Below are 22,621 nucleotides of genomic sequence, written 5' to 3'. Positions count from 1 at the left end.
TTATTTTTCTAAAAACACCTCAAATCTTCCCTATTCGCTTCCAAAATCCAACCCAGTTCAATACTAAGGCCGTCTGAAAATCATATTTCAGACGGCCTTTTTGTATGGTTTCTATTTATCCAATACGATGCAGGATAATTTCTAAGACAAATTTACTGCCTATATAGGCAAAAATCAGACTGACAAATCCGACAATAGTCCAAACTGCGGCTTTTTTACCTCGCCATGCGGTCATGCTGTGTTTCAACAATAATGCGCCATAAATCAGCCACGACATAATACTGAAGATGGTTTTATGCGTGAAGGTCATGGGTTTGCCGAAAACGGCTTCTGCAAAAAACGTACCGCTGATAACGGAATAGGTCAATAAAATGAAACCTGCCCAAATACCTTGGAACATGAGTTTCTCCAAACTCAATAAAGGCGGCAAAAAGCTGACTAATGCGGAAAAACGGCGTTTGTGCAAATTACGGTTGATTAAAAGGATAAGGATAGCAAATAAGGTAACGATGCCAAACAATCCGTATGCGAGCAATGATGATGCAATGTGCGACAGCGGCAATAAGTCTACGATTTGACGGCCTGTGAAATCTCCCGGGAAAAGGAAACCCAGCAATAAGGTCAATGCGGCACAGGGATACAATAAGAGTTGCACACCGCGCAGACAATAAAAGAAGCTGCCCAAGCAGTACATCATCAGCATCAGCCAGACTATCAGGCTGAGCGAATAACCGAAACCGGTAATCAATACCCTATCCTGCAATACTGGAAACATCAATGCTGCGCCATGTACCAATAATGCGCCACTCAAAATCAGCAGCTCGGTTTTCAGCGGGTAAGATTTATTATTGTGCTTTTTATGTTGCAACCAGGAAAATACGCCCAATCCGGCATACACCAGCATCAGGCAGATTAAGACTATCGGCATAAATATCTTTCTCAATAGATACTATGAACACTTGACGTACGGCCGGCAGGGTTTCAGACGGCCTGTGCTTGTTTGTGTTCTTGAAGCATAACTTCGGACTATCGTGTAAAATAATCCCAATTTTATTTTAACAAAGAATGCCCTGTATTGGGCAGCTATTCTCATTATCAAGGATAAGTATGTTAGACAACCTGACCAACCGCTTCAGCAAGGTACTTAAAAATATTCGCGGCCAATCAACGCTGACCGAAGACAATATTAAAGAAGCCTTGCGCGAGGTTCGTCTTGCCCTGCTGGAAGCCGACGTTGCATTGCCCGTCGTTAAAGAATTCGTCAACACAGTCAAAGAACAGGCCCTCGGTCAAGAAGTCGTCGGCAGCCTGACGCCTGACCAAGCCTTTATCGGCGTGGTTAACCAAGCCTTGATCGAACTGATGGGCAAGGAAAACAAAACGCTGGATTTGTCGGTTTCACCGCCTGCCATCGTTTTGATGGCCGGTTTGCAGGGTGCCGGTAAGACAACAACCGTCGGCAAACTCGCCCGCCTGCTGAAAAACGATCAGAAGAAAAAAGTTTTGGTGGTATCCGCCGACGTTTACCGCCCTGCCGCGATTGAACAGCTGCGTCTGTTGGCCGAACAGGTCGGTGTGGACTTTTTCCCGTCCGATACCAACCAAAAACCGGTTGAGATTGCGACTGCCGCCGTTGATTACGCCAAAAAACATTTTTACGATGTATTGATGGTCGATACCGCCGGCCGTTTGGCAATCGATGAAGAGATGATGAACGAAATCAAAGCGCTTCATGCTGCGGTCAACCCGGTTGAAACTTTGTTCGTCATCGATGCCATGCTGGGTCAGGATGCGGTGAACACTGCTCAGGCATTTAATGAAGCCCTACCGCTGACCGGCGTCGTATTGACCAAGATGGACGGCGATTCTCGCGGCGGTGCAGCATTGTCCGTACGCCATGTAACCGGCAAACCGATTAAATTTATCGGTGTCGGCGAGAAAATCAACGGCCTCGAACCTTTCCACCCCGACCGTCTTGCCAGCCGTATCCTCGGCATGGGCGACGTATTGACCCTGATTGAAGACGTTCAAAAAGGTATTGATGAAGAAGCCGCTGCCAAAATGGCGAAAAAGCTGCAAAAAGGCAAAGGCTTCGACCTCAACGACTTTAAAGAACAAATCCAGCAGATGCGCAATATGGGCGGCTTGGAAAACCTGATGTCGAAAATGCCGGGCGAACTGGGTCAAATATCGAAACAAATCCCCGAAGGCACAGCCGAAAAAGCGATGGGCAAAGTGGAAGCCATCATTAACTCGATGACCCCTAAAGAACGCGCCAACCCCGCCCTGCTCAAAGCCAGCCGCAAACGCCGTATTGCAATGGGTGCGGGTACGACCGTGCAGGAAGTGAACAAATTGCTCAAACAGTTTGAACAAATGCAACAAATGATGAAAATGTTCAGCGGCAACGGCTTGGGCAAACTGATGCGCTTGGCCAAAGGCATGAAGGGAATGAAAGGCATGTTCCCGGGTTTGTAAGCTAATTTGACAGAAAACGCCGTCTGAAAAGTTTCAGACGGCGTTTTGGTTTTGTATTCAGATTTAAAACCAGAAGGCTTTAAGCAACCATCTATTCTATAAATCCTAAATATAAAAGGCCGTCTGAAATCCTATTTTCAGACGGCCTTTACTTATTCAGCCTTCAACTTATTGCGGTTTTTTCTGCTCTTCGCGTACTTTGTCCACCAGTTGGTCAATCGTGGTCATGCCGGACTGCCAGTCTTTAAATTCGACTTGGTATTTGCCGCCGACGATCACGGTCGGTGTGCCGCTGATTTGGAATTTATTGGTCAATTCTTCCATTTGAGCCGCACGCGCTTGGCTTTCAGGCGCTTCAAATGCAGCCAATACTTTTTTGCCGTCAAACGCGGTTTGCTCGGACAACCATTTTTTCAGGGTATCGGTATCGGCCAAGTTGATTTTTTGGTTAACCATCGCATCGAAAATATGGCTGTTGGCTTTATCTGACTCACCGGCCATTTCCACTGCGGCCGCCAAACGTGCCAAAGGTTTCATTTCATCACCCCACACAACATGCTCCCGGCGCATATAGGTATCATCTTTAAACGTTTTGATGTGCTCGCTCAAAACCGGCTCCAAATGGGCGCAATGCGGGCAGAAGTAGCCGAAGAATTCCAATACTTCGATTTTGCCGGCCTGCTGTTGCGGAATCGGGTTGGATAAGACGGTGTAATTGACACCTTCGGTCAATGTGGCAGGGGCTGCCGGGGCGGATGTGCTGCTTTGGGCGCTGTCTGCCGGAACACTGGTTTCCGCCTGTTTGCCGCAAGCGGCCAATGCCAACAGGGTCAATGAAGTCAAGGCTAAGGTTTTCAGTTTCATAGGTATCTCTTTACATTCAAATTAATGGGCGGATTTTATGGCATTTTGTTGGAGGTGTGTTCGATTTGAGTGAAAAAATGTGTTTAGTTTTATTTCAACCTTTATAAAGGCCGTCTGAAATATGGCTTAGATCATAGCCTTATTTTCAGACGGCCTTTGCCTGATTTCATCAGAAACGGTAATTTACCCGGGCGGTATAGCCGCGCGGATTACCCGGCATGGCGTCCGAACGCCAATATTTTTGATTGAGCAGATTGGCTGCGGCAAAGGTAACGTTGACGTTTTTATGGTTCCAGCCGAGCATGGCATCAACTCGGGCAAAGCCGGGAAGCGTGGTGACTTCTTTGTTTCTTGAATCGTAGCCGTAGCGTTTGCCCGTACCGGTTACGCCGATTTCGCCGTAGAGGTTTTCGGTCGGCGTGTAACGGAAGAACAGGTTGCCGGTAACGTTGCTGGTGTTGTCCAAATGGATGCCCACTCGGTCGGGATTTTCCTTGTCTTCAACCACTTTTGCCTGCATCACGCCCAACGATCCGCGCAGATAGAGTTTTTTGGGGATGATTTGTCCGATGGCGGACAGTTCCAAGCCGCGCGAACGGTGTTTGCCGCCGACAGCCCAAGTGTAGGGATCATTTTGCGCGTCGGGACGGTAGCGGATATTGAAGCGTTCGATTTGGTAGGCGGACAATGTAGTGCTGAGGCGGTCGTCCAGCCAACTGCTTTTCACGCCGGTTTCGTATTGGCGGGTGTACTCGGGATCGGCGTTGAACACGGCGGAAGACGAAGTGTCGATGCTCAAATAGCCACTGCGTCCACCATAAGGTGCAAAGCCTTTGTTATATGAGGCGTAGAGCGTGTGGGCAGGCGTTACGTTCCACACTGCGCCGATATTGGGGCTGAACGAATGGCCGCTGTATTGGCGGCTGCTGCCGGTGAGTTTGTTTTCGGAATTAAAGGTGTACTTATCGTAACGGCCGCCGAGGACGAATTTGAGGTCGGGCGTGGCGGAGAAGATATTTTGCACGAAGATGCCGTAGGAGTCGGCTTTGTGGCGGTTTTGGGTGAGGACGGGTTGCAGCCTGCCCGAAGCCGGCCAGCTTGCGCGGTCGTAGGGGTCGATGGAGGCGGAGAAGGAGCGGCTGTAACCCAATGTCGGGTTGCGGTGTTCGCGGCTGTAGTCCATGCCTACGGTCAGGTGGTTTTCAAAACGGCCGATGTTGTAGTTGCCATTGAGCGTGAAATTGGACGACAGGGTTTTGTTGTCGGTCTGCTGCCAAGCGTAATTGCGTTTGATTAAGCTGCCGTTTTCGCTGCCTGCATAGAAATGGTCGAAATCCTGCGCCGCCGTGCGGTGGGCGAGCTGCCATTGGGCGCGCCATTTGTCGTTGAAGGCGTATTCGAGGTCGGAACGCCAGACTTGCAGCTTGTCTTTGACAAAATCGTTCGGGTGGGCGAAACCCATGCGGTAAGGCAGTCCGAAGCGGTCGTACACGGACTTGGTCGGACTGCGGTCGGGCGTGCGCTCCACATTGTCGTAGGTGTATTGTCCCGTCCACTTCAAGCCGTTGTCGAGTTTGATGGTAATGCTGGGCGAAACCATGACGTTTTTGCTGTCTATGCCGCTGCGGAACGAATTGGCGCGCCCGACTTCGCCGGTGAGGCGGATGGCGACGTTTTTATTCAGCACTTCGTTGATGTCCATATTCAGGCTGCGGTTTGCCCACGAGCCGTAAACCGCACCGATGTTGCGGCTTTGTTTGAAGTTGGCGTATTTGCTGACCATATTGATGACGCCGCCGCCGTTGGTGCGGCCGTAAAGCACGGAAGACGGGCCTTTCAGGATTTCTACGCGCTCGATGTTGGCGGTACTGCGGCGGACCTGTCCGCTCTCGCGCACGCCGTCGCGGTAAATATCGGAGGCGTCGGCTTGAAAACCGCGCAGGAAAATGCTTTCGCCGCGCATATCGTAGGCAGCGTCGATGCCGGCGTTGCCTTCGAGGATGGAACTCAAATCGTTCGTGCCGTAGTTTTTGTTTTTCTGGATGTTGAGCGTATCGATGGTTTGTGGCGTTTCTTTGATGAGCTGTCCGTTGCGGGTAACGGCGGCTTCGTCGTAGTTGATGTAGCCTTTGAGTACGCTGGTGTCGGACTGTCCGACCACGGAAACGGTAGGCAGCGTGGCGGTGTAATGTTCACCATTATCCTGCGTATCGGCGGCAGCAACAGGGAAGGAAGCGATAATCAGCGTGGGTAATAAAGCCAAATGAAATGGTATTTGCATTTTTATACTCAATTTAACGAAACAACCGAATTATATTGCTTCATAAAAGAAATGAGAATAGTTTCTTTTAATTATATTTAACATGATATTTGTAAACAAAGGCCGTCTGAAACACATATCGGTTTCAGACGGCCTTTGTTTATTAATAGACATTTCTAAACTACTTACTCAACAGCATTTCCTGCATCAGCTTCATGCCCCATTGCCAGCCGCTGAGCGCGCCGTTTAACCGGCCGGAATGCGGCGATTGAAGCAGGCGCGCCTGCCAGCGGTCGGCCTGTTCTTGCGCCCAATTCCTTGGCGTACCATTTGCTTCGGCGATGACCAACGCCGTACGGCAAGGGCAGCGGACGCGTTGGAACGTATGGATTTCGTCTTCGGGAAAAGCTTCGGGACGCGGCGAGACCAAAATAATATTGGTCAGGCGTTTTTGCGTCAGGATGTCGGCTTGGTACAGCCATGCCAAAAATGCGGACACACCAACACCATGAGCCACGACGGCAATATTTTTGCTGACAATATGCTCAAATGCCGTCTGAATGGCGTGTTGCCATTCGGAAACGGTTTGCCGACCATCGGCTTCGGCGGTTTGAACAATCGGATAGCTGACCGCCCAGCGGTCTATCCACATTTCCGCTTCATCCGCATCGCGTATCAGAAACAGTGCCATTTCTTCGAGTTCGAAGCTCTGCATTTCAGACGGCCTATTTGAGCAAGTCGTTGAGTGTAAATGCGATCAACAAGGCGGCTGGCACGCTGAGGATGGCACAAGTCGCCAGACACAGTACGATGTTGGCAATCAGCCGCCAGCCCTTCCAAGCAAAGCATTTAGCCGCAATCAGCAGGCAAGGCAGTGAAAACAGCAGCCACACCAACGCCCATGTCGGATTGGCCTTGGTCGGCGCAACCCAGCCGGACATCCGCGCCAGCATGAATATTGCCCACACCAGCATAGGCAGCACAAATGCCGCCACAACCCAAACCGCACCTACGCCGGTTTTACTGTTTATATTCCAGTCGTACTTACCAAAAAACTTATTCGGCAACATAGTCATACTCCACAACTAAAGGGGCGTGATCCGAGAATTTTTCATCTTTATAAACATGTGCGGAAACGGCTTTGGCGGCCAGCTCCGGCGTAACCATCTGATAATCGATGCGCCACCCGACATCTTTCGCATACGCTTGTCCGCGGTTGCTCCACCAGGTATAGCCCGGCACATCGGGATAAAGTGTGCGCCACATATCCGTCCAGCCGAGCTTGTGGATGACTTTGCCTATCCATTCGCGCTCTTCAGGCAGGAAACCCGAATTTTTCTGATTGCCCTTCCAGTTTTTCAAGTCGATGTTTTGGTGGGCAATATTCCAGTCGCCGCAGACGACGATATCGCGCCCTTCGTTTTTCATGGCTTCGAGCATGGGATAGAACGCATCCAAAAAGCGGTATTTCACTTGTTGGCGCTCTTCCGCGCTGCTGCCGCTGGGCAGATACAGCGAAATTACCGACAACTTGCCGAAATCGCAACGGACAAAACGGCCTTCCTTGTCAAATTCTTCAATGCCCATGCCGATTTGCACATTGTCGGGTTTGCGTTTGCTGTACACCGCCACGCCGCTGTAACCGCGCTTTTCGGCGCAATGCCAGTAGCCGTGCATACCGTGCGGATTTTTCATATCGTCCGACAGATCGGCTTCTTGAGCTTTCAGTTCCTGCACGCAGACAATGTCCGCGCCCGATGCGGCGATGTATTCGTAAAAACCTTTTTTATAGGCGGAGCGGATGCCGTTGACGTTGGCAGAGATGATTTTCAACATAAGATTTGAGTGATTTTTAAAAACGGATAATAGGATTGAAGTTTTCAGACGGCCTGCAAGTCATAAACAAATACTTTGGAATTGCGGCCGTTGGCATTGTATTCCTGCCGGCGTTCGGCAGGCAGGTCATCGGCTGAGGCCGTCTGAAAGCCCCGTTCGACAAACCATTCGCCCGTGTGCGTGGATAAGGCGAAAAGCGTTTTGATATTTAAGGCGCGCGCTTTTTGGAATAAATGTTCCAACAGCAGTTCGCCGTAGCCGCCGTCGCGCGCTTCGGGCGACACCACCAGGCAGGCCAATTCACCGCAGTCCGGCTCGGCAAAGGTTTTCAGCGCCACGCAGCCGTAAATGTTTTGATCGTGTTCCAATACGGAAAAACTGGAAATATGGTTTTCCAAATACTCGCGGCTGCGGTGTAATAAGATGCCTTGTTCCGCCAACGGACGGATTAAGGCGATGATGTGCGGAATGTCGTCGCTGCGTGCCTGACGGATGGAAACAAACGGCTCACGGGCAATAGACGTACCGCTGCCCTCGCGGGTAAACAGCTCGCGCAACAGGCTGCCGTCTTCGCGGCCGTTGAGAATCTGCACCCGCGATACGCCGTTTTCCAGTGCGCACACTGCTGCATGGAGCAAATCAACCGGCACATCGGGATTGCCGCGCACCAATTCCTGCACTTCGCTGACAGACAACGTATTGGCCAACGAGCCGTCGGCACGGCGGATACCGGCTTCTTCGGTCAGGAAAACCAGCTTCTCCGCCTGCAAAGCCATGGCCACTTCCTGCGCGGTTTCGCACATACTCAGATTGAAGGTTTTGCCGCTGTACGAATGCCCCAAAGGGCTGATCAGCACCACCGTGCCACTATCCAAGCGCAAACGGATTTCTTCCGCGTCGATTTTGCGGACGGTACCGGTATAGCCCATGTCCACGCCGTCGATAACGCCCAACGGACGGGCGGTAATAAAGTTGCCGCACGCGATAACCGGCGGCTTGCTCCGTTGCTGTGCAGATACGCTGCTGAACAAGGCGGCTTCCACATCGCTGCGGATAATCCCCGCCACCTGCTTCACTTCCATCAAAGTCGCTTCATCGGTAATCCGTCGGCTGCCACTGTATTTCGGAACAAAATTCCGACCCGAAGCCAATTTGTCGAGCAAATGCCGCGAACCGTGCACCAAGACCAAACGCAAGCCCAAGCTGGCCAACAGATTCAAATCTGCGGCCAAACGGATCAGGGTTTCGCCTTCCAACAAGCTGTCGGTCACGCCGACCACCATGGTTTTGCCGCGCAAATATTGAATATAGGGTGCGGCTTCGCGAAAGCTGGCAACAAAATGGGCGATGTTACTCATAGCAAGGCAAGATAAAAGAGTTGCATAATCAAAACCGTCAGCGCAATCAGCGATGCCAACGTCCAGTTGAAACCATCCTTGCGCGTTTTGACCGCCTCCTGGCCTTCCGCTTTGGATTCTTCCTTGAGCGCGCTGTTGAGCAAATCGGAAATTTCTTTGCGCGAAAGTTTGGAATGCTTGAGGATTTGCGCGCCGATGTTATGCACGAGGCGCACATCCGTTACCGCCACAGGCAGATGGGCCGGATCGGCCGGCAGGTTGCCCGACAGATAATCCTTGGCCTTAAACATCCCCGAACAACGCGTGCAGACCACGAAACCCTGCGCCACGTTCAACTGGGCATCTTTCACCCAATGCGGCGTTTTACAATGAGGACAAGAACAAGCAGGCATGAGTATTTTCCGTAAGTGTATTGAATCAAAAATATATTTTAGCCAATGTTTCAGGCCGTCTGAAAACTGTTTCAGACGACCTGAGCATGATGTTATGGTTTAAACCGCGCCGTAACGTTCGCGATAAGCTTTAACCGGCTCAAAGAAGCCGCCAAATTCGGCATTGTTTTGCAAGAGCGTGAACAAGTCGTTCAAGTTGGCAATCGAAACCACCGGCAGGCCGTATTGTTTTTCCACTTCCTGTACCGCCGACAATTCTCCCGTGCCTTTTTCCATGCGGTCGAGCGCAATGGCCACTGCGGCAGGCGTTGCGCCTTCGGCCTCAATCAGTTTGACCGACTCGCGCACGGATGTACCGGCGGAAATCACATCATCGATAATCAGCACGCGGCCTTTCAAAGGCGCACCCACCAACACACCGCCCTCGCCGTGGTCTTTGGCTTCTTTGCGGTTGTAGGCAAACGGTACGTTTACGCCTTTCTCCGCCAACATCATCGCTGTTGCCGCCGCCAAAATAATGCCTTTATAGGCTGGGCCGAACAGCATATCGAACTTCACGCCGCTGGCAATAATGGCCTCGGCGTAAAACTTCGCCAGCTGCAAAGTCGATGCGCCGTCATTGAACAAACCGGCATTGAAAAAATAAGGCGACTGACGGCCGGCCTTGGTCGTAAATTCGCCAAATTTCAACACGTTTTGTGCCAAAGCGAATTTGAGGAAGTCTTGACGGAAATCGGACATTTGGGTTCTCCCGAAAGATGTTGATTTATCAAAGAAACGATTATAAAGGATTCATGCGGAAAAATCAGGCCGTCTGAAAAACGGGTTCGCCCCGCTTTTAACCGACTTGCCCTATTCCTTTTCAAACCGACAAGGCGGCATTACCGTCTTATCCCGGTAATCAAAACGGATTATTCCCGATGATAAGGATGGTTGTGCAAAATCGAAACGGCACGATAAAGCTGCTCGGTCAGCAAAACGCGCACCATGCCATGCGGCAGGGTCAGGCTGGAAAGGCGCATCATCATGTTTGCCTGCTGTTTCAAACGGTCGGTCATGCCGTCTGCGCCGCCGATAATAAAGCAAACGTGTTCGCCGTTTTGCTGCCAACTTTTCAAATGTTGCGCCAATTCGACCGAAGTCGGCGCTTTGCCGCGTTCGTCCAATACCACCCAAAATGCGCCCTGCGGTATGGCTTCCAGCAGGCGTTTTTCTTCAGCCGCCATGCCCTGAGCCGCATTCACACCCGCGCCGCGTTTTTCCGGCTTGATTTCTTTCAACGCATAATTGACATCGCGCCCGAAGCGTTTGGCGTACTCGCCGACGGCTTCATCGACCCAACGCGGCATTTTCGTGCCGACAGCCAAGACGGTGATATTCATGGGGTATCCTTTGTTATCGAATTGTCGGTTGGACATTATGGTCAAGCAAGTTCTCAACCTTTTCAAACCATGAGCCAATGCCCACACAACCGACTGAAAATAAAAGGCCGTCTGAAAGCCGAATGTATCCCGTTCGGCTGTTTCAGACGGCCTTTCAATGATTAGCAGTGAACCAGCGTACCTTCGTTTTCGCCGGTTACCACGCGTTTGAGCGAGCCTTCTTTAGCAATGCCGAAGACCACGATATTGAGTTTGCGTTCGCGGCAGAGGGCGAAGGCGGTGGCATCCATCACTTTGAGGTTTTTCAACAAGGCTTCGTCAAAAGTAATGGTTTCGTAGCGTGTTGCTGATGGATCTTTTTTCGGGTCTGCGGTGTACACGCCGTCGACGTTGGTGGCTTTGAGCATCACGTCGCAGTTCATTTCCGCACCGCGCAATGCGGCGGCAGTGTCGGTTGTGAAGAACGGATTACCGGTACCGGCAGCGAAAATCACGACTTTGCCTTCTTCCAAATATTGAATGGCTTTAGGACGGGCGTAAGTTTCAGCGATTTGCTGCATAGACAGTGCGGATTGTACGCGCGCTTTGATGCCCAAGGTTTCAAATGCGTCTTTGAGTGCCAAGGCGTTCATCACAGTTGCCATCATGCCCATGTAGTCGGCAGTGGCGCGGTCCATGCTGCCTGCTTGTGCAGATACGCCGCGGAAAATGTTACCGCCGCCGACAACGATACCGACTTGCACGCCCATTCTCACGATTTCGGCAATTTCGCCGACAGTTTGAACGATGGTATCGTGATTGATGCCGAATGGATCAGAGCCCATCAGGGATTCGCCGGAGAGTTTCAGTAATACGCGTTTGTATTTGATTTGCTGTGTCATGGGATACCTTGCTTTCTTGAATGTCGTCGGTCGGGGGGCGGGCCGTCTGAATTTTCAAACGGTCGGAATATTAATGATAGGGTGTGTCGGTTTATTATTGTTTTGGTTTTCAGACGGCCTGAATATTCGGCCGTCTTAAATTAGGTACCGTAAACGGTTTTCTCAAAAAAAAGCACCCTGATTCGTTTGGAATCCAGGTGCTTTCTTTTTCATAAATGCCTTACACTTTAGCAGCGGCAGCAACTTCAGCCGCGTAGTCAACAACGGCTTTCTCGATACCGTCGCCTACTTTATAGCGTACAAAGCTGATCACTTCAGTGCCGTTTTCTTTAGCGAATTGGGCAACAGTTTGGTCAGGGTTCATCACGAATGCTTGGCCGTTCAGAGTGATTTCAGCCAAGAATTTGCGGATACGGCCTTCAACCATTTTAGCGGCGATTTCGGCAGGTTTGCCGGAAGCAATGGCTTGCTCGGTGTAGATGTGGCGTTCTTTTTCGATGGTTTCGGCATCCACTTCGGCTTCAGATACGCATTGAGGTTTGGCGGCAACGATGTGCATACCGATTTTGCGTGCTACGTCTTCATAGCCTTTGTACTCAACCAATACGCCTTCGGTAGCCAAAGCACCGTGGATGTAGGCAACCAGTTGGTTGGCAGTGTCGATCACTTGGAAGCGGCGAACAGACATGTTTTCGCCCAATTTCGCGATGATGGCTTTACGTTCTGCTTCAACCAGTTCGCTCAGTTCTTCAACGGTAGCCGGTTTTTTCTCGGCAGCAGTTTTCGCAACGAAGTTGGCAAATTCTACGAAGCCCGCGTCTTTGGCAACGAAGTCGGTTTCGCAGTTTACTTCAACCAATGCGCCGACATTGCCGTTGATCGCATAAGCCAATACGCCTTCGGCAGCAGTACGGCCGGCCAGTTTACCGGCTTTCGCACCGGATTTAATACGCAGGATTTCTTCGGCTTTGTCGAAGTTGCCTTCGGCTTCAACCAAGGCTTTTTTGCATTCCATCATGCCCAAGCCGGTAGCGGCGCGCAGGTCGGCAACCATTTTTGCAGTAATTTCTGCCATTTTGAATCTCCTAGATTTTTGGGAACACGGCCATTTGCCGTGTTTGGAAATAGTGGCCGTCTGAAACGGATTTCAGAACGGGATTTGAGAAAAGGGGCATAACGCCCCTCTTCTGTGTACCGAATTACTCGGCAGCAGCTTCTTGGGCAGCAGCTACAGTTTCTTGCAGCGCTTGGTTTTTGCCTTCCAAAACTGCGTCGGCGATGCCGCGGCAGTACAGGCGGATGGCTTTGGCGGAGTCATCGTTACCAGGGATAACGTATTTCACGCCATCAGGGCTGTTGTTGGTATCGACTACGGCGATAACAGGGATGCCCAGTTTTTCAGCCTCAACCAGAGTACCTTTTTGGTAGCCGGTATCGATAACGAAAATCGCGTCAGGCAGGCCTTTCATGTTTTTGATACCGCCCAAAGAACGTTCCAGTTTTTCAACGTCGCGTTGCATTTCCAGAATTTCTTTTTTGTTGAAACCGCCTTCAGCAGCGTTTTCCAGGGCGGCAGTTTTTTCTTCCAGGCGTTTGATGGATTGCTTAACGGTTTTGTAGTTGGTCAGCATACCGCCCAACCAACGGTGATCAACGAAAGGCATACCGGCACGGGTAGCTTCTTCGCGGATGATGTCGCGGGCTTGGCGTTTGGTACCTACGAACAATACTGTACCTTTGTTGGCAACCAGACGGCGTACGGCTTCTTGCGCCTCTTGGAACATCGGCAGGGTTTTTTCCAAGTTTACGATATGGATTTTGTTGCGCGCACCGAAAATGTATTGAGCCATTTTCGGGTTCCAGAAACGGGTTTGGTGACCGAAGTGAACACCGGCTTCAATCATCTGACGCATAGTAATTTGAGACATGTTATTTCCTTGAAAGGGTTAAAGAGCACACATTCAATCGCATAGAACTTGATAGGCGGCGCCTATTGTCAAGCACCCTTCGGCGAAAGTGGGCATAAGTTTTAAAAAAATAAAAGCGTGTTTCCGAAATGGAAAACTGACGGATTATAGCGGATAAGAGGCCGTCTGAAAAGGGATTTTATACCTTCCCGTCCTGTTTTTCATCCGCCTGTACCGCCTTTGGGCGGGCCACCTCAAACTCCGCCTGCTCCTGCCGTTTCATCAGGCGGTTGCGGCGGCGGATGGTCACGACAAAGACCGTAAACACAGTGGGCAACACTGCCCAAAAAACCAAATAAATCAACGCGCGCGCAATACTCGGCTGCGCGGCGGAAAACATCACGGCAACAAAAAGATAGCCGATGGCGACAATGTGCCACATCGTGTGCGTCCTGTTTGAATGTTAACAAAATCGTTATAATCGCAACATTCTACCGCAATCCCGAAAGGCCGTCTGAAAATGAGGAATCCCGAAAAATCGGCACTACGCAAACAGTTCCGCCGCGCACGCGCCCAAATGAGCGCCGACGAGCGGAACGCCGCCACCGAAACCATCAACCGCCTGCTCAAGCCCTACATCAAAAAAGGACGGAAAATCGGCGTGTATTGGCCGATGGGCAAGGAATTGCGATTGGACGGCTTTGTCCGTGCCGCACAAAAGCGCGGCGCAAAACTCTACCTACCCTATATCGAACCGAACACGCGGCGGATGTGGTTCACCCCCTACCCTGCCGACGACGCCAAACAAGAACGCAAACGCGGCCGCGCCAAATTGCATGTCCCCCAATTCACCGGCAAAAAAATCCGCGTCCACCAACTCAGCCTGCTGCTGGTCCCCATCGTCGGCATCGACAAACGCGGCTACCGCCTCGGACAAGCCGGCGGCTATTACGACGCCACCCTCTCCGCCATGAAATACCGCCTGCAAACCCAAACCCTAGGCGTAGGCTTCGGCTGCCAACTGACCGACACCCTGCCGACCGAACCCCACGACATTCCCCTAAACGGCTTTGCCTCCGAGCTTGGCGTATTGAAATTCAGACGGCATCGATAGGACAATTATCGGTTTATTAAAATGATTAAAGGCCGTCTGAAAAATGGTTTTCAGACGGCCTTTGTGCAGCTGCATGAGTTCACCGCCGCACAAATCGTGTTGGTGTGGGAACTGGTGCAACGGGATTTCATAGTGCCGATCCCGGGGACGACCAAAAAACACCGCTTGGTGGAAAACTTCGGCGCACTGCAAATCCGCCTAGCTGCGGACGAATTGCACGCCATTAACCAAAAACTGGGCAAAATGGACATTGACAAGAGCTATTTTTAAGCCACCCAGTCAATGGTATTTGTCGATAAAAACTGTTACTCTTCACTAAGTTATTCATCACAACCGGAGGGCTTATGCCTGTTGGAGAGAAAAAAGTCGGGCTGCCCGAGCTGTTTTATGATTTGGTGTTTGTATATGCCTTATTCCGCACCACCGAGCTGGTGCACCACGCCGACGAAGCCGATTACGCCACGTTTCTGATTTCGCTGGTGATTCTGTTTACCGTTTGGTTATACCAGAGCATTTACATCAACCGCTTCGGCGACAACTCTTGGCGGGATCGGCTGTTTTTGTTTGCCGATATGTTTTTGCTGCTGTTTTTGTCCAATGCGGTGGGCAGCGACTGGCTGGCGAATTTTGTGCCGTTTAATCTTGCGCTGGGGCTACTGGTCGGCAATGTCTGCCTGCAATATCTGTTGCAGCTTGCTCGTCACGCTTCCCCCGAACAACGCCGCAGAATCAAGCTGGTGGCGGGGTTGCGCGGATTGACGGCGGCGACGGTGCTCGGTTCGCTGTTATTTCCCGCCAATATCGGGCAGTGGGTTGCGCTGGGCGGTTTCGGCTTGGGTTGGATTTTGCCTGCCTTTGTCCGCCACAAGCAACCTGCGGTGAATTTTCCGCATCTACTCGAACGCCTAAACGGGCTGGTGATTATTTTTTTCGGCGAAACCGTGATCGACATCGCCCCTTATTTCCACGTGGCGGAGTTTGAAATCGGTGCACTGCCCGTGAGTGTGATTCTGTTTGCGATGTTTACGGTTTATGTGATGCAGTTTTCCTATTTTATCGACGAACACAAAGCGCAAAACTCGGGCGCATTGCCCTCGTACAGCCATTATGCCGTACTGATCGGCATCGCTTTGGTAACGGTGGCACTGGCTTGGCTGCACCAAAACAGCACCGCTACCGCTGAGTCCGTCCGAATGCTGTGGCTCGGTTTGGGCGTGTTTTATCTCGGGGTTGCCGCCAACACGCCGTACAACAAGCCCGAACACCGCCGACCGCAACGGCTTTGGATTTTTCAGACGACCTTATTCGTTATCGGCGCAGGGCTGGCCGCCGTTTTACCGCCTCAGCCCCTTGTTATCTTAACCACAACGGCATTGATGACCGCTGCGATTGCCATGGCAACAGTGTATTTTGAACGCCGCAGCCGACAACTTTCACAAACAAACCAGTACCGTAGGTCGGATTCTTGAATTATTATGATCATGACGGCAAGTGTGCATTCTATTTTAATCTACATAAATATGTGTCGGTATTAAAAAAGGTCGTCTGAAACCTGATATTCGGTTTCAGACGACCTTTTCCTATCTGCGGGTAAGCCTACTTCGCTCCTTTAAACCCGCGTTTCAAATGCACCATCAGCAATGCGACGGCGGCAGGCGTGACGCCGGAAATACGGCTGGCTTGGCCGACGGTTTCAGGTTTGTGCTGGTTGAGCTTTTGCTGCACTTCTGCCGACAAACCTTTGACTTTGCTGTAATCAATATCCTCGGGCAGCTTTAAGGTTTCGATGTCGCGGCGGCTGTCGATTTCTTCGTTTTGGCGGTCGATATAGCCTTGGTATTTGACTTGGATTTCGACTTGCTCAATCACGCTGTCGGCAAGCATGGTCTCTGGTTGTGCGTCGGGCAGGGTCATCAGCACGGCGTAGTCGAGGTTCGGGCGGCGCAGGAGGTCGTGCAGGTTGGCTTCGCGGCTGAGTTTTTGGCCGAATACGCGCAGCTGCTCTTCTTCGGCGAGTTTTTGCGGTGTGTACCACGTTGTTTTCAATCGTTGGATTTCGCGTTCGATGGCTTCGCGTTTTTCGTTGAACATGCGCCATTGCTCTTCACCCACCAAGCCGATTTTGTAGCCGTCTTCGGTCAGGCGCATGTCGGCGTTGTCTTCCCTGAGTTGCAGGCGGTATTCGGCGCGGCTGGTGAACATGCGGTAGGGTTCGTTCACGCCTTTGGTGATGAGGTCGTCCACCAATACGCCGAGATAGGCTTGTTCGCGTCGCAACAGGAGCGGGTCTTGTTCGCGGACGTATTGCACGGCATTCGCTCCTGCGAGCAGGCCTTGTGCGGCGGCTTCTTCGTAGCCGGTCGTGCCGTTGATTTGTCCGGCGAAGAAAAGGCCTTGGATGGTTTTGGTTTCGAGGCTGGCTTTGAGGTTGCGCGGATCGAAATAGTCGTATTCGATGGCGTAGCCGGGGCGCAGGATATGGGCGTTTTCGAGGCCTTTCATGCTGCGCACGAGCGCGATTTGGATGTCGAACGGCAGGCTGGTAGAGATACCGTTAGGATAGTATTCGTTGGTGGTCAGCCCTTCGGGTTCGAGGAAAATCTGGTGGCTGTCTTTGTCGGCGAAGCGATTGATTTTGTCTTCGATAGACGGGCAGTAGCGCGGTCCGACGCCTTCGATTTTGCCGGTGAACATGGGGCTGCGGTCGAAGCCTGAGCGGATGATGTCGTGGGTTTGCAGGTTGGTATGCGTAATCCAGCAGGACACTTGGCGCGGGTGCATATCGGCGTTGCCGCGTACGGACATTACGGGAACGGGTGTGTCACCGGGCTGTTCGGTCAGTTGGGAGAAGTCAATCGTGCGTCCGTCAATACGCGGCGGCGTGCCGGTTTTCAGACGGCCTTGTGGCAGGTTCAATTCGCGCAAACGGCCGCCTAATGATTTGGCGGCGGGGTCGCCGGCGCGGCCGCCTTCGTAGTTTTCCAAACCAATGTGGATTTTGCCGGACAAAAATGTGCCAGCGGTCAACACAACGGCGCGTGCTTTAAACTCCACGCCCATCGCGGTAACCACGCCGCTGATGCGTTCGCCGTCAAGTGTGACGTCTTCGACGGCTTGTTGGAAAAGGTCGAGGTTTTCTTGATTTTCCAACATTTCGCGGATGGCAGCTTTATATAGGATACGGTCGGCCTGCGCGCGCGTGGCTCGCACTGCCGCGCCTTTGCTGGCGTTCAAGCGGCGGAACTGGATACCGGATTTATCGGTAGCCAGCGCCATTGCGCCGCCCAATGCATCGAGTTCGCGCACGAGGTGGCCTTTGCCGATGCCGCCGATGGAGGGATTGCACGACATTTGGCCGAGGGTTTCGATGTTGTGTGAGAGCAGCAGGGTTTGCGCACCCATGCGTGCGGCGGCAAGCGCGGCTTCGGTACCGGCATGGCCGCCACCGACAACAATCACGTCGTAGGTTTTGGGGTAAATCATGTAAGTCATGTTGTGTGTTCTGTAAAGGTTTCAGACGGCCTTTTGTTGATCAGGCCGTCTGAAAAGTGGAATCAAATCTTAAAAAACCAAGCTTAGAAGGTATAGCCTGTTTCCAATTCGTCATCGCCGACCAATTCGACCAGCAACGCATAGAGCGGCGCCAAATCATTGTAACGGCGGGATACGCGGCGCAAGTAGTTCAAGAAGCGCGGAATTTCAGGACGGTATTTGTCTTTGCCGTCACGGTAGTACAGGCGGGCAAAAATACCGGCCACTTTCAAATGGCGTTGTACGCCCATCCATTCAAACCAGCGGTAGAACTCGTCAAACTCGGCAGGCACAGGTAACTCGGCAGCGCGTGCTTTTTCCCAATAACGGATGACCAAATCCAATACAAATTCTTCTTCCCATTCGATAAACGCATCGCGCAGCAGCGACACCAAATCATAGGAAATCGGGCCGTAAAGCGCATCTTGGAAGTCCAACACGCCCGGGCGGCCTTTTGCCAGCATCAGGTTGCGGACGATAAAGTCGCGGTGGACATACACTTTGGGTTGCGCCAACAGGGGCGGCAACAGCGTATCGGCAGTTTGCTGCCACAACTGGCGTTGCTTGAAGGTCAGCTCGCGGCCCAATTCTTTGGCCACAAACCATTCGGGGAACAAATTAATCTCGCGCAGCATGACTTCGCGGTCGTATTCCGGCAGTTTGCCGGGTTGGCTGGCTTTTTGCAGCTCGATCAGTTCGTCGATGGCTTCGAACAGCAGGGCTTTGTGGGCGGTTTCACTGTTTTCCTGATTCATGGCGGTCAGGAATGTGGTGTTGCCCAAATCGTTCAACACCATAAAGCCCAACGCTTCATCCACATGAAGCACTTGCGGCACATTGACCATATTAAACAGTTTTTGCACTTTCAAATACGGCGCAACACTCATCTTCTCAGGAGGCGCGTCCATACAGATGACAGTCTGGCCGTCTGAAAACGTCGCGCGGAAATAACGGCGGAAGTCGGCATCGGCTGCCGCAAAGCTCAATTCGAACGGCTGGTTCGGGTAAACAGACTCCAGCCAGTTTTGTAATTCGGTTTGTCGTTGCATAGCGGTATCGCAGAATTTCAGGTTACAATAACCGCTATTCTAACTGGCAAACCGATTTAAGGGGCGATTTTGGCTCGTTTATTTTCACTCAAACCCTTGGTACTCGCCTTAATTATGGGCTTTGGCGCAACAGCCGTGCGCGCGGAAGATGCTTCTGTTCCGCAGGCGGAAGACTATACCCCTGCCCACACCGCCGAATCCAAACCGGCAAAAACCGGCCAAAGCGAAGCCGATCCGCTTTCTTTGGGCAGCACTTGCCTGTTTTGCGACCACGAAGATGCCAAGCCGGCCGAAACCGCCGAAATCAAACGCAGCGGCGAGCCTGCCCTGCCTGCCGATTACACCCGCGTCAACGCCGATAAAATAGAAGGCCAGACCCAAGTCGGCGTCCGTGCAGAAGGCGACGTCATTGTCGAGCGCAATGCCGATGTTCTCAACGCCGATTGGGCGCAATACGATCAAGCCGCCGATACCGTTACCGCCGGCGACCGCTTTACCCTGTATCAAAACGGTTCGACCGTATCCGGCGACCAATTGGTTTACAACCTCAAAGACCAAACCGGTTCCGGCACCGCCGTGCGCCTCAATACCGAACAAGGCGGCCGCCGCCTTCAAAGTGTCAGCGAAAAAGCCGAACTCAAAGGCAAAGGCCTCTACAAACTCATCAATACCAAATTCAACACCTGTTCGCCCGGCGATGCCAGCTGGTATATCCAAGCGCAAAGCATTGAAGCCGATGAGTCGACAGGCATCGGCGTGGCCAAACACGCTTCGCTGGTATTCGGCGGCGTCCCTGTCCTCTACACGCCTTGGGCGGACTTCCCCATCAACGGCAACCGCAAAAGCGGCCTGCTCGTTCCGACCATTGCCACCGGTTCAGACGGCCTTGAGCTGAGCCTGCCCTACTACTTCAACCTTGCGCCGAATTTGGATGCCACCATCCGCCCGGGCATCATCAGTAAACGCGGTGTACAACTGGGCGGCCAAGTCCGTTACCTGCAACCGAATTACAGCGGCGAAGTCGATGGCGACTGGATGCCGAACGACCAAAAAAGCATCCACAACAACCGCTACCAGTTCAAATGGAAACACCAGCAGCAGCTGAACAGCAAAATCAGCGGCGGCATCAACTACAACCAAGTTTCCGACGATGATTACTACCGCGACTTCTACGGCCGAGAAGACATCGCGCGCAACGTCAACCTCGACCGTCAGGCATGGCTCAATTACAGCGACAAATTGTTGGGCGGCAGCTTTGACGGCTCGTTGCGCGTACAAAAATACCAAACGCTGGCCAACCAAGACGGCTATAAAGACGAACCTTATGCCATCATGCCCCGTCTGACCGGCCGTTGGCAAAGCCATCTCGGCAAAGCGCAACTCAACGTGTTCGGCCAATTTACCCGTTTTGACCACGATACCAAGCAAGACGGCAGCCGCGTGGTACTCTACCCGAGCGTCAAATGGGACTTCCACAACCAATGGGGCTACATCCGGCCTAAAGTCGGCGTACACGCCACTTATTACAGCCTCAACAGCTTCAACGGCCAAAGCAGCCGCAATGTCAGCCGCGTCCTGCCGATCATCAACGTCGACAGCGGCCTGACTTTCGAGCGCAGGGCCCGTCTATTCGGCGGAGAATACCTGCAAACGCTCGAACCGCGCCTGTTTTACAACTACATTCCGACCAAGTCCCAAAACGACCTGCCCAATTTCGACAGCTCCGAAAACAGCTTTACCTATTCGCAGCTGTTCCGCGAAAACCTGTATTCGGGCAACGACCGCATCAATTCGGCCAACAGCCTGACGCTGGCCACACAAAGCCGTATCCTCAACCCCAACACCGGTGCGGAACTCTTCCGTGCAGGTATCGGCCAGAAGTTCTACTTCAAAAACGACAACGTCCTGCCTGACGGCAGCGTCAGCCGTTATCCGCGCAGCCAGTCCGACTGGGTAGCCTTTGCACACGGCAACATTACCCCGAGCATCCGCATCGACTTGGACATCCACTACAACCAAAACCAAAGCCGTGCCGAAAGCTACGCCGCAGAGATTGCCTACAACCCCGAACCCGGCAAAGTCTTAAGCGCGCGCTACAAATACGGACGCAACGAGCGCATCTATCTGCAAGCCAACGGCGACTATTTCTACGACAAACTCAGCCAAGTCGACCTTGCCGCCCAATGGCCGTTGAGCAAAAACCTATACGCCGTCGCCCGTTACAACTACGAAATCGAAGCCAAAAAACCGCTGGAAATGCTCATCGGTGCAGAATACAAAAGCAACTGCGGCTGCTGGAGCGCGAGCTTGGTCGGCCAACGCTATGTTACCGGCGAAAACAGCCACAAAAACGCCGTATTCTTCAACCTCCAACTCAAAGACTTGAGCAATATCGGCAACAACCCATTCGAAAAACTCCGCTTAGCCATTCCCGGTTACAGCAAAACCAACGAGGTAGTCAAACAATGAACTTCAAACCCCTGATTCTCGTCTCCGCACTCACTCTCGCAGTAGGCGCACACGCCGCCCCTAAAGCCAAAGCAGGCAAAGCACGCGCAGCCAAAGCAGCCGCCGTCAGCGCCACCACCATGCCTGCCGTACAAAGCGGCGTACATCTTTCAGACGGCATTGCCGCGGTTGTCGACAACGAAGTCATTACCCACCGCCAAGTAGAACAAGCCGTGGCACAAGCGCGTCAAACCATGCCGAAAGGCACACAAATGGACGCCAACGAGCTGCGCCAACAGGTTTTGGCACAAATGATCAACCAATCCCTGATCCTCCAAGCCGGCAAACGCCGCAACATCCAAGCGACCGATAGCGAAATCGAAGCCGTCATCGCGCACAACCCCAACATCAAAAATCCGTCTGCCGCCGTCCGTCAAGACATCGCCGACAGCATTATTGTTGAAAAAGTGCGCCAACAGGCCATCATGCAAAACAGCCGTGTGAGCGACTCCGAAGTGGCACGCTACATCGAGCAGGCCAAACAACAAGGCATCACCCTGCCCGAAGCCGACCCCGTGCGCCAATATCATGCCCAACACATCCTCATTAAAGCCGACAACGACAATGCCGCCGTCGGCGCAGAAAGCACCATCCGCAAAATCTACTCACAAGCCCGCAGCGGCGCAGATTTCGGCGGTTTGGCACGCCAATACTCGCAAGACAGCAGCGCCGGCAACGGCGGCGACTTGGGCTGGTTTGCCGACGGCATGATGGTTGCCCCATTTGAAGAAGCCGTCCACAAACTCAAACCCGGCCAAATCAGCGCCCCTGTCCGCACCCAATTCGGCTGGCACATCATCAAGCTGAACGACGTCCGCGAAGCAGGTACGCCTGAAGAGCGCCAACAAAACGCCGTCCGCCAATACCTGTCCCAACAAAAAGCGCAACAGGCGACCACCAACCTCCTGCGCGAACTGCACAGTAGCTCCTATGTTGACGTACGCTAATCGCGCGTATTGTTAAAAAGGCAGAAATCCGTACAATAAGGCCGTCTGAAATCCATTGTTCAGACGGCCTTTTCTCCTTTTACTTAAACAACCCATTGATTAAAGCACCCCATC

General features: G+C 52.3%; 22 protein-coding genes. 6 read left to right on the top strand and 16 right to left on the bottom strand.

Going from position 1 to position 22,621, the window contains the following annotated elements:
* Nucleotides 1-115: 115 nt before the first annotated feature.
* A complete protein-coding gene (gene ccsA / locus HMPREF2661_RS07535; RefSeq protein WP_049322325.1) occupies nt 116-928 on the bottom strand; it encodes a cytochrome C assembly family protein in 813 nt (270 codons plus the stop codon).
* Nucleotides 929-1,107: 179 nt separating this feature from the next.
* Between ccsA and ffh the strand changes: the two genes are divergently transcribed.
* The gene (ffh, locus tag HMPREF2661_RS07530) at nt 1,108-2,478 is read left to right on the top strand and encodes a signal recognition particle protein (protein ID WP_004520277.1); all 1,371 of its coding nucleotides are present in this window, start codon (nt 1,108-1,110) and stop codon (nt 2,476-2,478) included.
* 168 nt (nt 2,479-2,646) lie between these two features.
* Here the strand turns inward: ffh and HMPREF2661_RS07525 are convergent, their stop codons facing one another.
* The 13 genes from HMPREF2661_RS07525 to HMPREF2661_RS07465 all read right to left on the bottom strand — a co-directional run bounded on the left by HMPREF2661_RS07525 (nt 2,647) and on the right by HMPREF2661_RS07465 (nt 13,800).
* Entirely contained in the window at nt 2,647-3,342 is a 696-nt protein-coding gene (locus HMPREF2661_RS07525) for a thiol:disulfide interchange protein DsbA/DsbL (protein ID WP_049322323.1), read from the bottom strand.
* Nucleotides 3,343-3,511: 169 nt separating this feature from the next.
* The gene (locus HMPREF2661_RS07520; protein WP_070823075.1) at nt 3,512-5,623 is read right to left on the bottom strand and encodes a TonB-dependent receptor; all 2,112 of its coding nucleotides are present in this window, start codon (nt 5,621-5,623) and stop codon (nt 3,512-3,514) included.
* Between the two features lie 160 nt (nt 5,624-5,783).
* Nucleotides 5,784-6,317: an alpha/beta hydrolase gene (locus HMPREF2661_RS07515; protein ID WP_070823072.1), complete on the bottom strand. Its 534-nt coding sequence runs from the start codon at nt 6,315-6,317 to the stop codon at nt 5,784-5,786.
* A 10-nt stretch (nt 6,318-6,327) separates the two neighbouring features.
* Entirely contained in the window at nt 6,328-6,672 is a 345-nt protein-coding gene (locus HMPREF2661_RS07510) for a hypothetical protein (protein WP_003749424.1), read from the bottom strand.
* Nucleotides 6,659-7,438, bottom strand: coding sequence for an exodeoxyribonuclease III (locus HMPREF2661_RS07505; protein WP_049322320.1), 780 nt, complete (start codon nt 7,436-7,438; stop codon nt 6,659-6,661). Before HMPREF2661_RS07505 ends, HMPREF2661_RS07510 begins: the two co-directional genes overlap by 14 nt.
* A gap of 44 nt (nt 7,439-7,482) precedes the next feature.
* Entirely contained in the window at nt 7,483-8,796 is a 1,314-nt protein-coding gene (argA, locus tag HMPREF2661_RS07500) for an amino-acid N-acetyltransferase (protein WP_070823069.1), read from the bottom strand.
* On the bottom strand, nt 8,793-9,188 hold the full coding sequence (locus HMPREF2661_RS07495) for an MJ0042-type zinc finger domain-containing protein (RefSeq protein WP_070823067.1): 396 nt from the start codon (nt 9,186-9,188) through the stop codon (nt 8,793-8,795). The genes argA and HMPREF2661_RS07495 overlap by 4 nt, the downstream gene beginning before the upstream one ends.
* 99 nt (nt 9,189-9,287) lie before the next feature.
* On the bottom strand, nt 9,288-9,929 hold the full coding sequence (pyrE, locus tag HMPREF2661_RS07490) for an orotate phosphoribosyltransferase (RefSeq protein WP_003682682.1): 642 nt from the start codon (nt 9,927-9,929) through the stop codon (nt 9,288-9,290).
* 170 nt (nt 9,930-10,099) lie between these two features.
* Nucleotides 10,100-10,570 (bottom strand): 23S rRNA (pseudouridine(1915)-N(3))-methyltransferase RlmH, encoded by a 471-nt coding sequence (gene rlmH, locus HMPREF2661_RS07485; protein WP_049322318.1) that lies wholly within the window; start codon nt 10,568-10,570, stop codon nt 10,100-10,102.
* Between the two features lie 161 nt (nt 10,571-10,731).
* A complete protein-coding gene (pyrH, locus tag HMPREF2661_RS07480; protein ID WP_003708812.1) occupies nt 10,732-11,451 on the bottom strand; it encodes a UMP kinase in 720 nt (239 codons plus the stop codon).
* 220 nt (nt 11,452-11,671) lie between these two features.
* Entirely contained in the window at nt 11,672-12,526 is an 855-nt protein-coding gene (gene tsf, locus HMPREF2661_RS07475) for a translation elongation factor Ts (RefSeq protein ID WP_070823064.1), read from the bottom strand.
* Between the two features lie 124 nt (nt 12,527-12,650).
* On the bottom strand, nt 12,651-13,379 hold the full coding sequence (gene rpsB, locus HMPREF2661_RS07470) for a 30S ribosomal protein S2 (RefSeq protein ID WP_002258397.1): 729 nt from the start codon (nt 13,377-13,379) through the stop codon (nt 12,651-12,653).
* A gap of 178 nt (nt 13,380-13,557) precedes the next feature.
* Entirely contained in the window at nt 13,558-13,800 is a 243-nt protein-coding gene (locus HMPREF2661_RS07465) for a hypothetical protein (protein WP_049322317.1), read from the bottom strand.
* A 78-nt stretch (nt 13,801-13,878) separates the two neighbouring features.
* On the opposite strand from HMPREF2661_RS07465, the gene HMPREF2661_RS07460 reads away from it, so the two are divergent.
* The 3 genes from HMPREF2661_RS07460 (at nt 13,879) to HMPREF2661_RS07450 (ending at nt 15,941) form a co-directional block, all read left to right on the top strand.
* On the top strand, nt 13,879-14,472 hold the full coding sequence (locus HMPREF2661_RS07460; protein ID WP_070823057.1) for a 5-formyltetrahydrofolate cyclo-ligase: 594 nt from the start codon (nt 13,879-13,881) through the stop codon (nt 14,470-14,472).
* A 21-nt stretch (nt 14,473-14,493) separates the two neighbouring features.
* Nucleotides 14,494-14,742 carry an aldo/keto reductase gene (locus HMPREF2661_RS07455; RefSeq protein WP_070823054.1) on the top strand — a complete coding sequence of 83 codons (249 nt, stop codon included), beginning with the start codon at nt 14,494-14,496 and terminating at the stop codon, nt 14,740-14,742.
* A 74-nt stretch (nt 14,743-14,816) separates the two neighbouring features.
* Nucleotides 14,817-15,941, top strand: a complete 1,125-nt coding sequence (locus HMPREF2661_RS07450) for a low temperature requirement protein A (protein ID WP_070823051.1) — start codon at nt 14,817-14,819, stop codon at nt 15,939-15,941.
* A gap of 127 nt (nt 15,942-16,068) precedes the next feature.
* Here HMPREF2661_RS07450 and mnmG read toward each other — a convergent pair whose 3' ends face one another.
* Nucleotides 16,069-17,964, bottom strand: coding sequence for a tRNA uridine-5-carboxymethylaminomethyl(34) synthesis enzyme MnmG (gene mnmG, locus HMPREF2661_RS07445; RefSeq protein ID WP_070823049.1), 1,896 nt, complete (start codon nt 17,962-17,964; stop codon nt 16,069-16,071).
* A gap of 83 nt (nt 17,965-18,047) precedes the next feature.
* Nucleotides 18,048-19,052 (bottom strand): N-acetylmuramate/N-acetylglucosamine kinase AmgK, encoded by a 1,005-nt coding sequence (gene amgK / locus HMPREF2661_RS07440; RefSeq protein WP_070823047.1) that lies wholly within the window; start codon nt 19,050-19,052, stop codon nt 18,048-18,050.
* Nucleotides 19,053-19,121: 69 nt separating this feature from the next.
* Between amgK and HMPREF2661_RS07435 the strand changes: the two genes are divergently transcribed.
* Both HMPREF2661_RS07435 and HMPREF2661_RS07430 read left to right on the top strand, forming a co-directional pair.
* Nucleotides 19,122-21,521 (top strand): LPS-assembly protein LptD, encoded by a 2,400-nt coding sequence (locus tag HMPREF2661_RS07435; protein ID WP_349267276.1) that lies wholly within the window; start codon nt 19,122-19,124, stop codon nt 21,519-21,521.
* On the top strand, nt 21,518-22,507 hold the full coding sequence (locus HMPREF2661_RS07430) for a peptidylprolyl isomerase (protein ID WP_070823036.1): 990 nt from the start codon (nt 21,518-21,520) through the stop codon (nt 22,505-22,507). The genes HMPREF2661_RS07435 and HMPREF2661_RS07430 overlap by 4 nt, the downstream gene beginning before the upstream one ends.
* Nucleotides 22,508-22,621 lie beyond the last annotated feature (114 nt).

Source organism: Neisseria sp. HMSC061B04 (genome assembly GCF_001836705.1).
In the GTDB taxonomy this organism is placed as follows: Bacteria; Pseudomonadota; Gammaproteobacteria; order Burkholderiales; family Neisseriaceae; genus Neisseria.
Note: the sequence above shows the minus strand (reverse complement) of the source record. Positions and strands in the feature narration are given on the sequence as shown.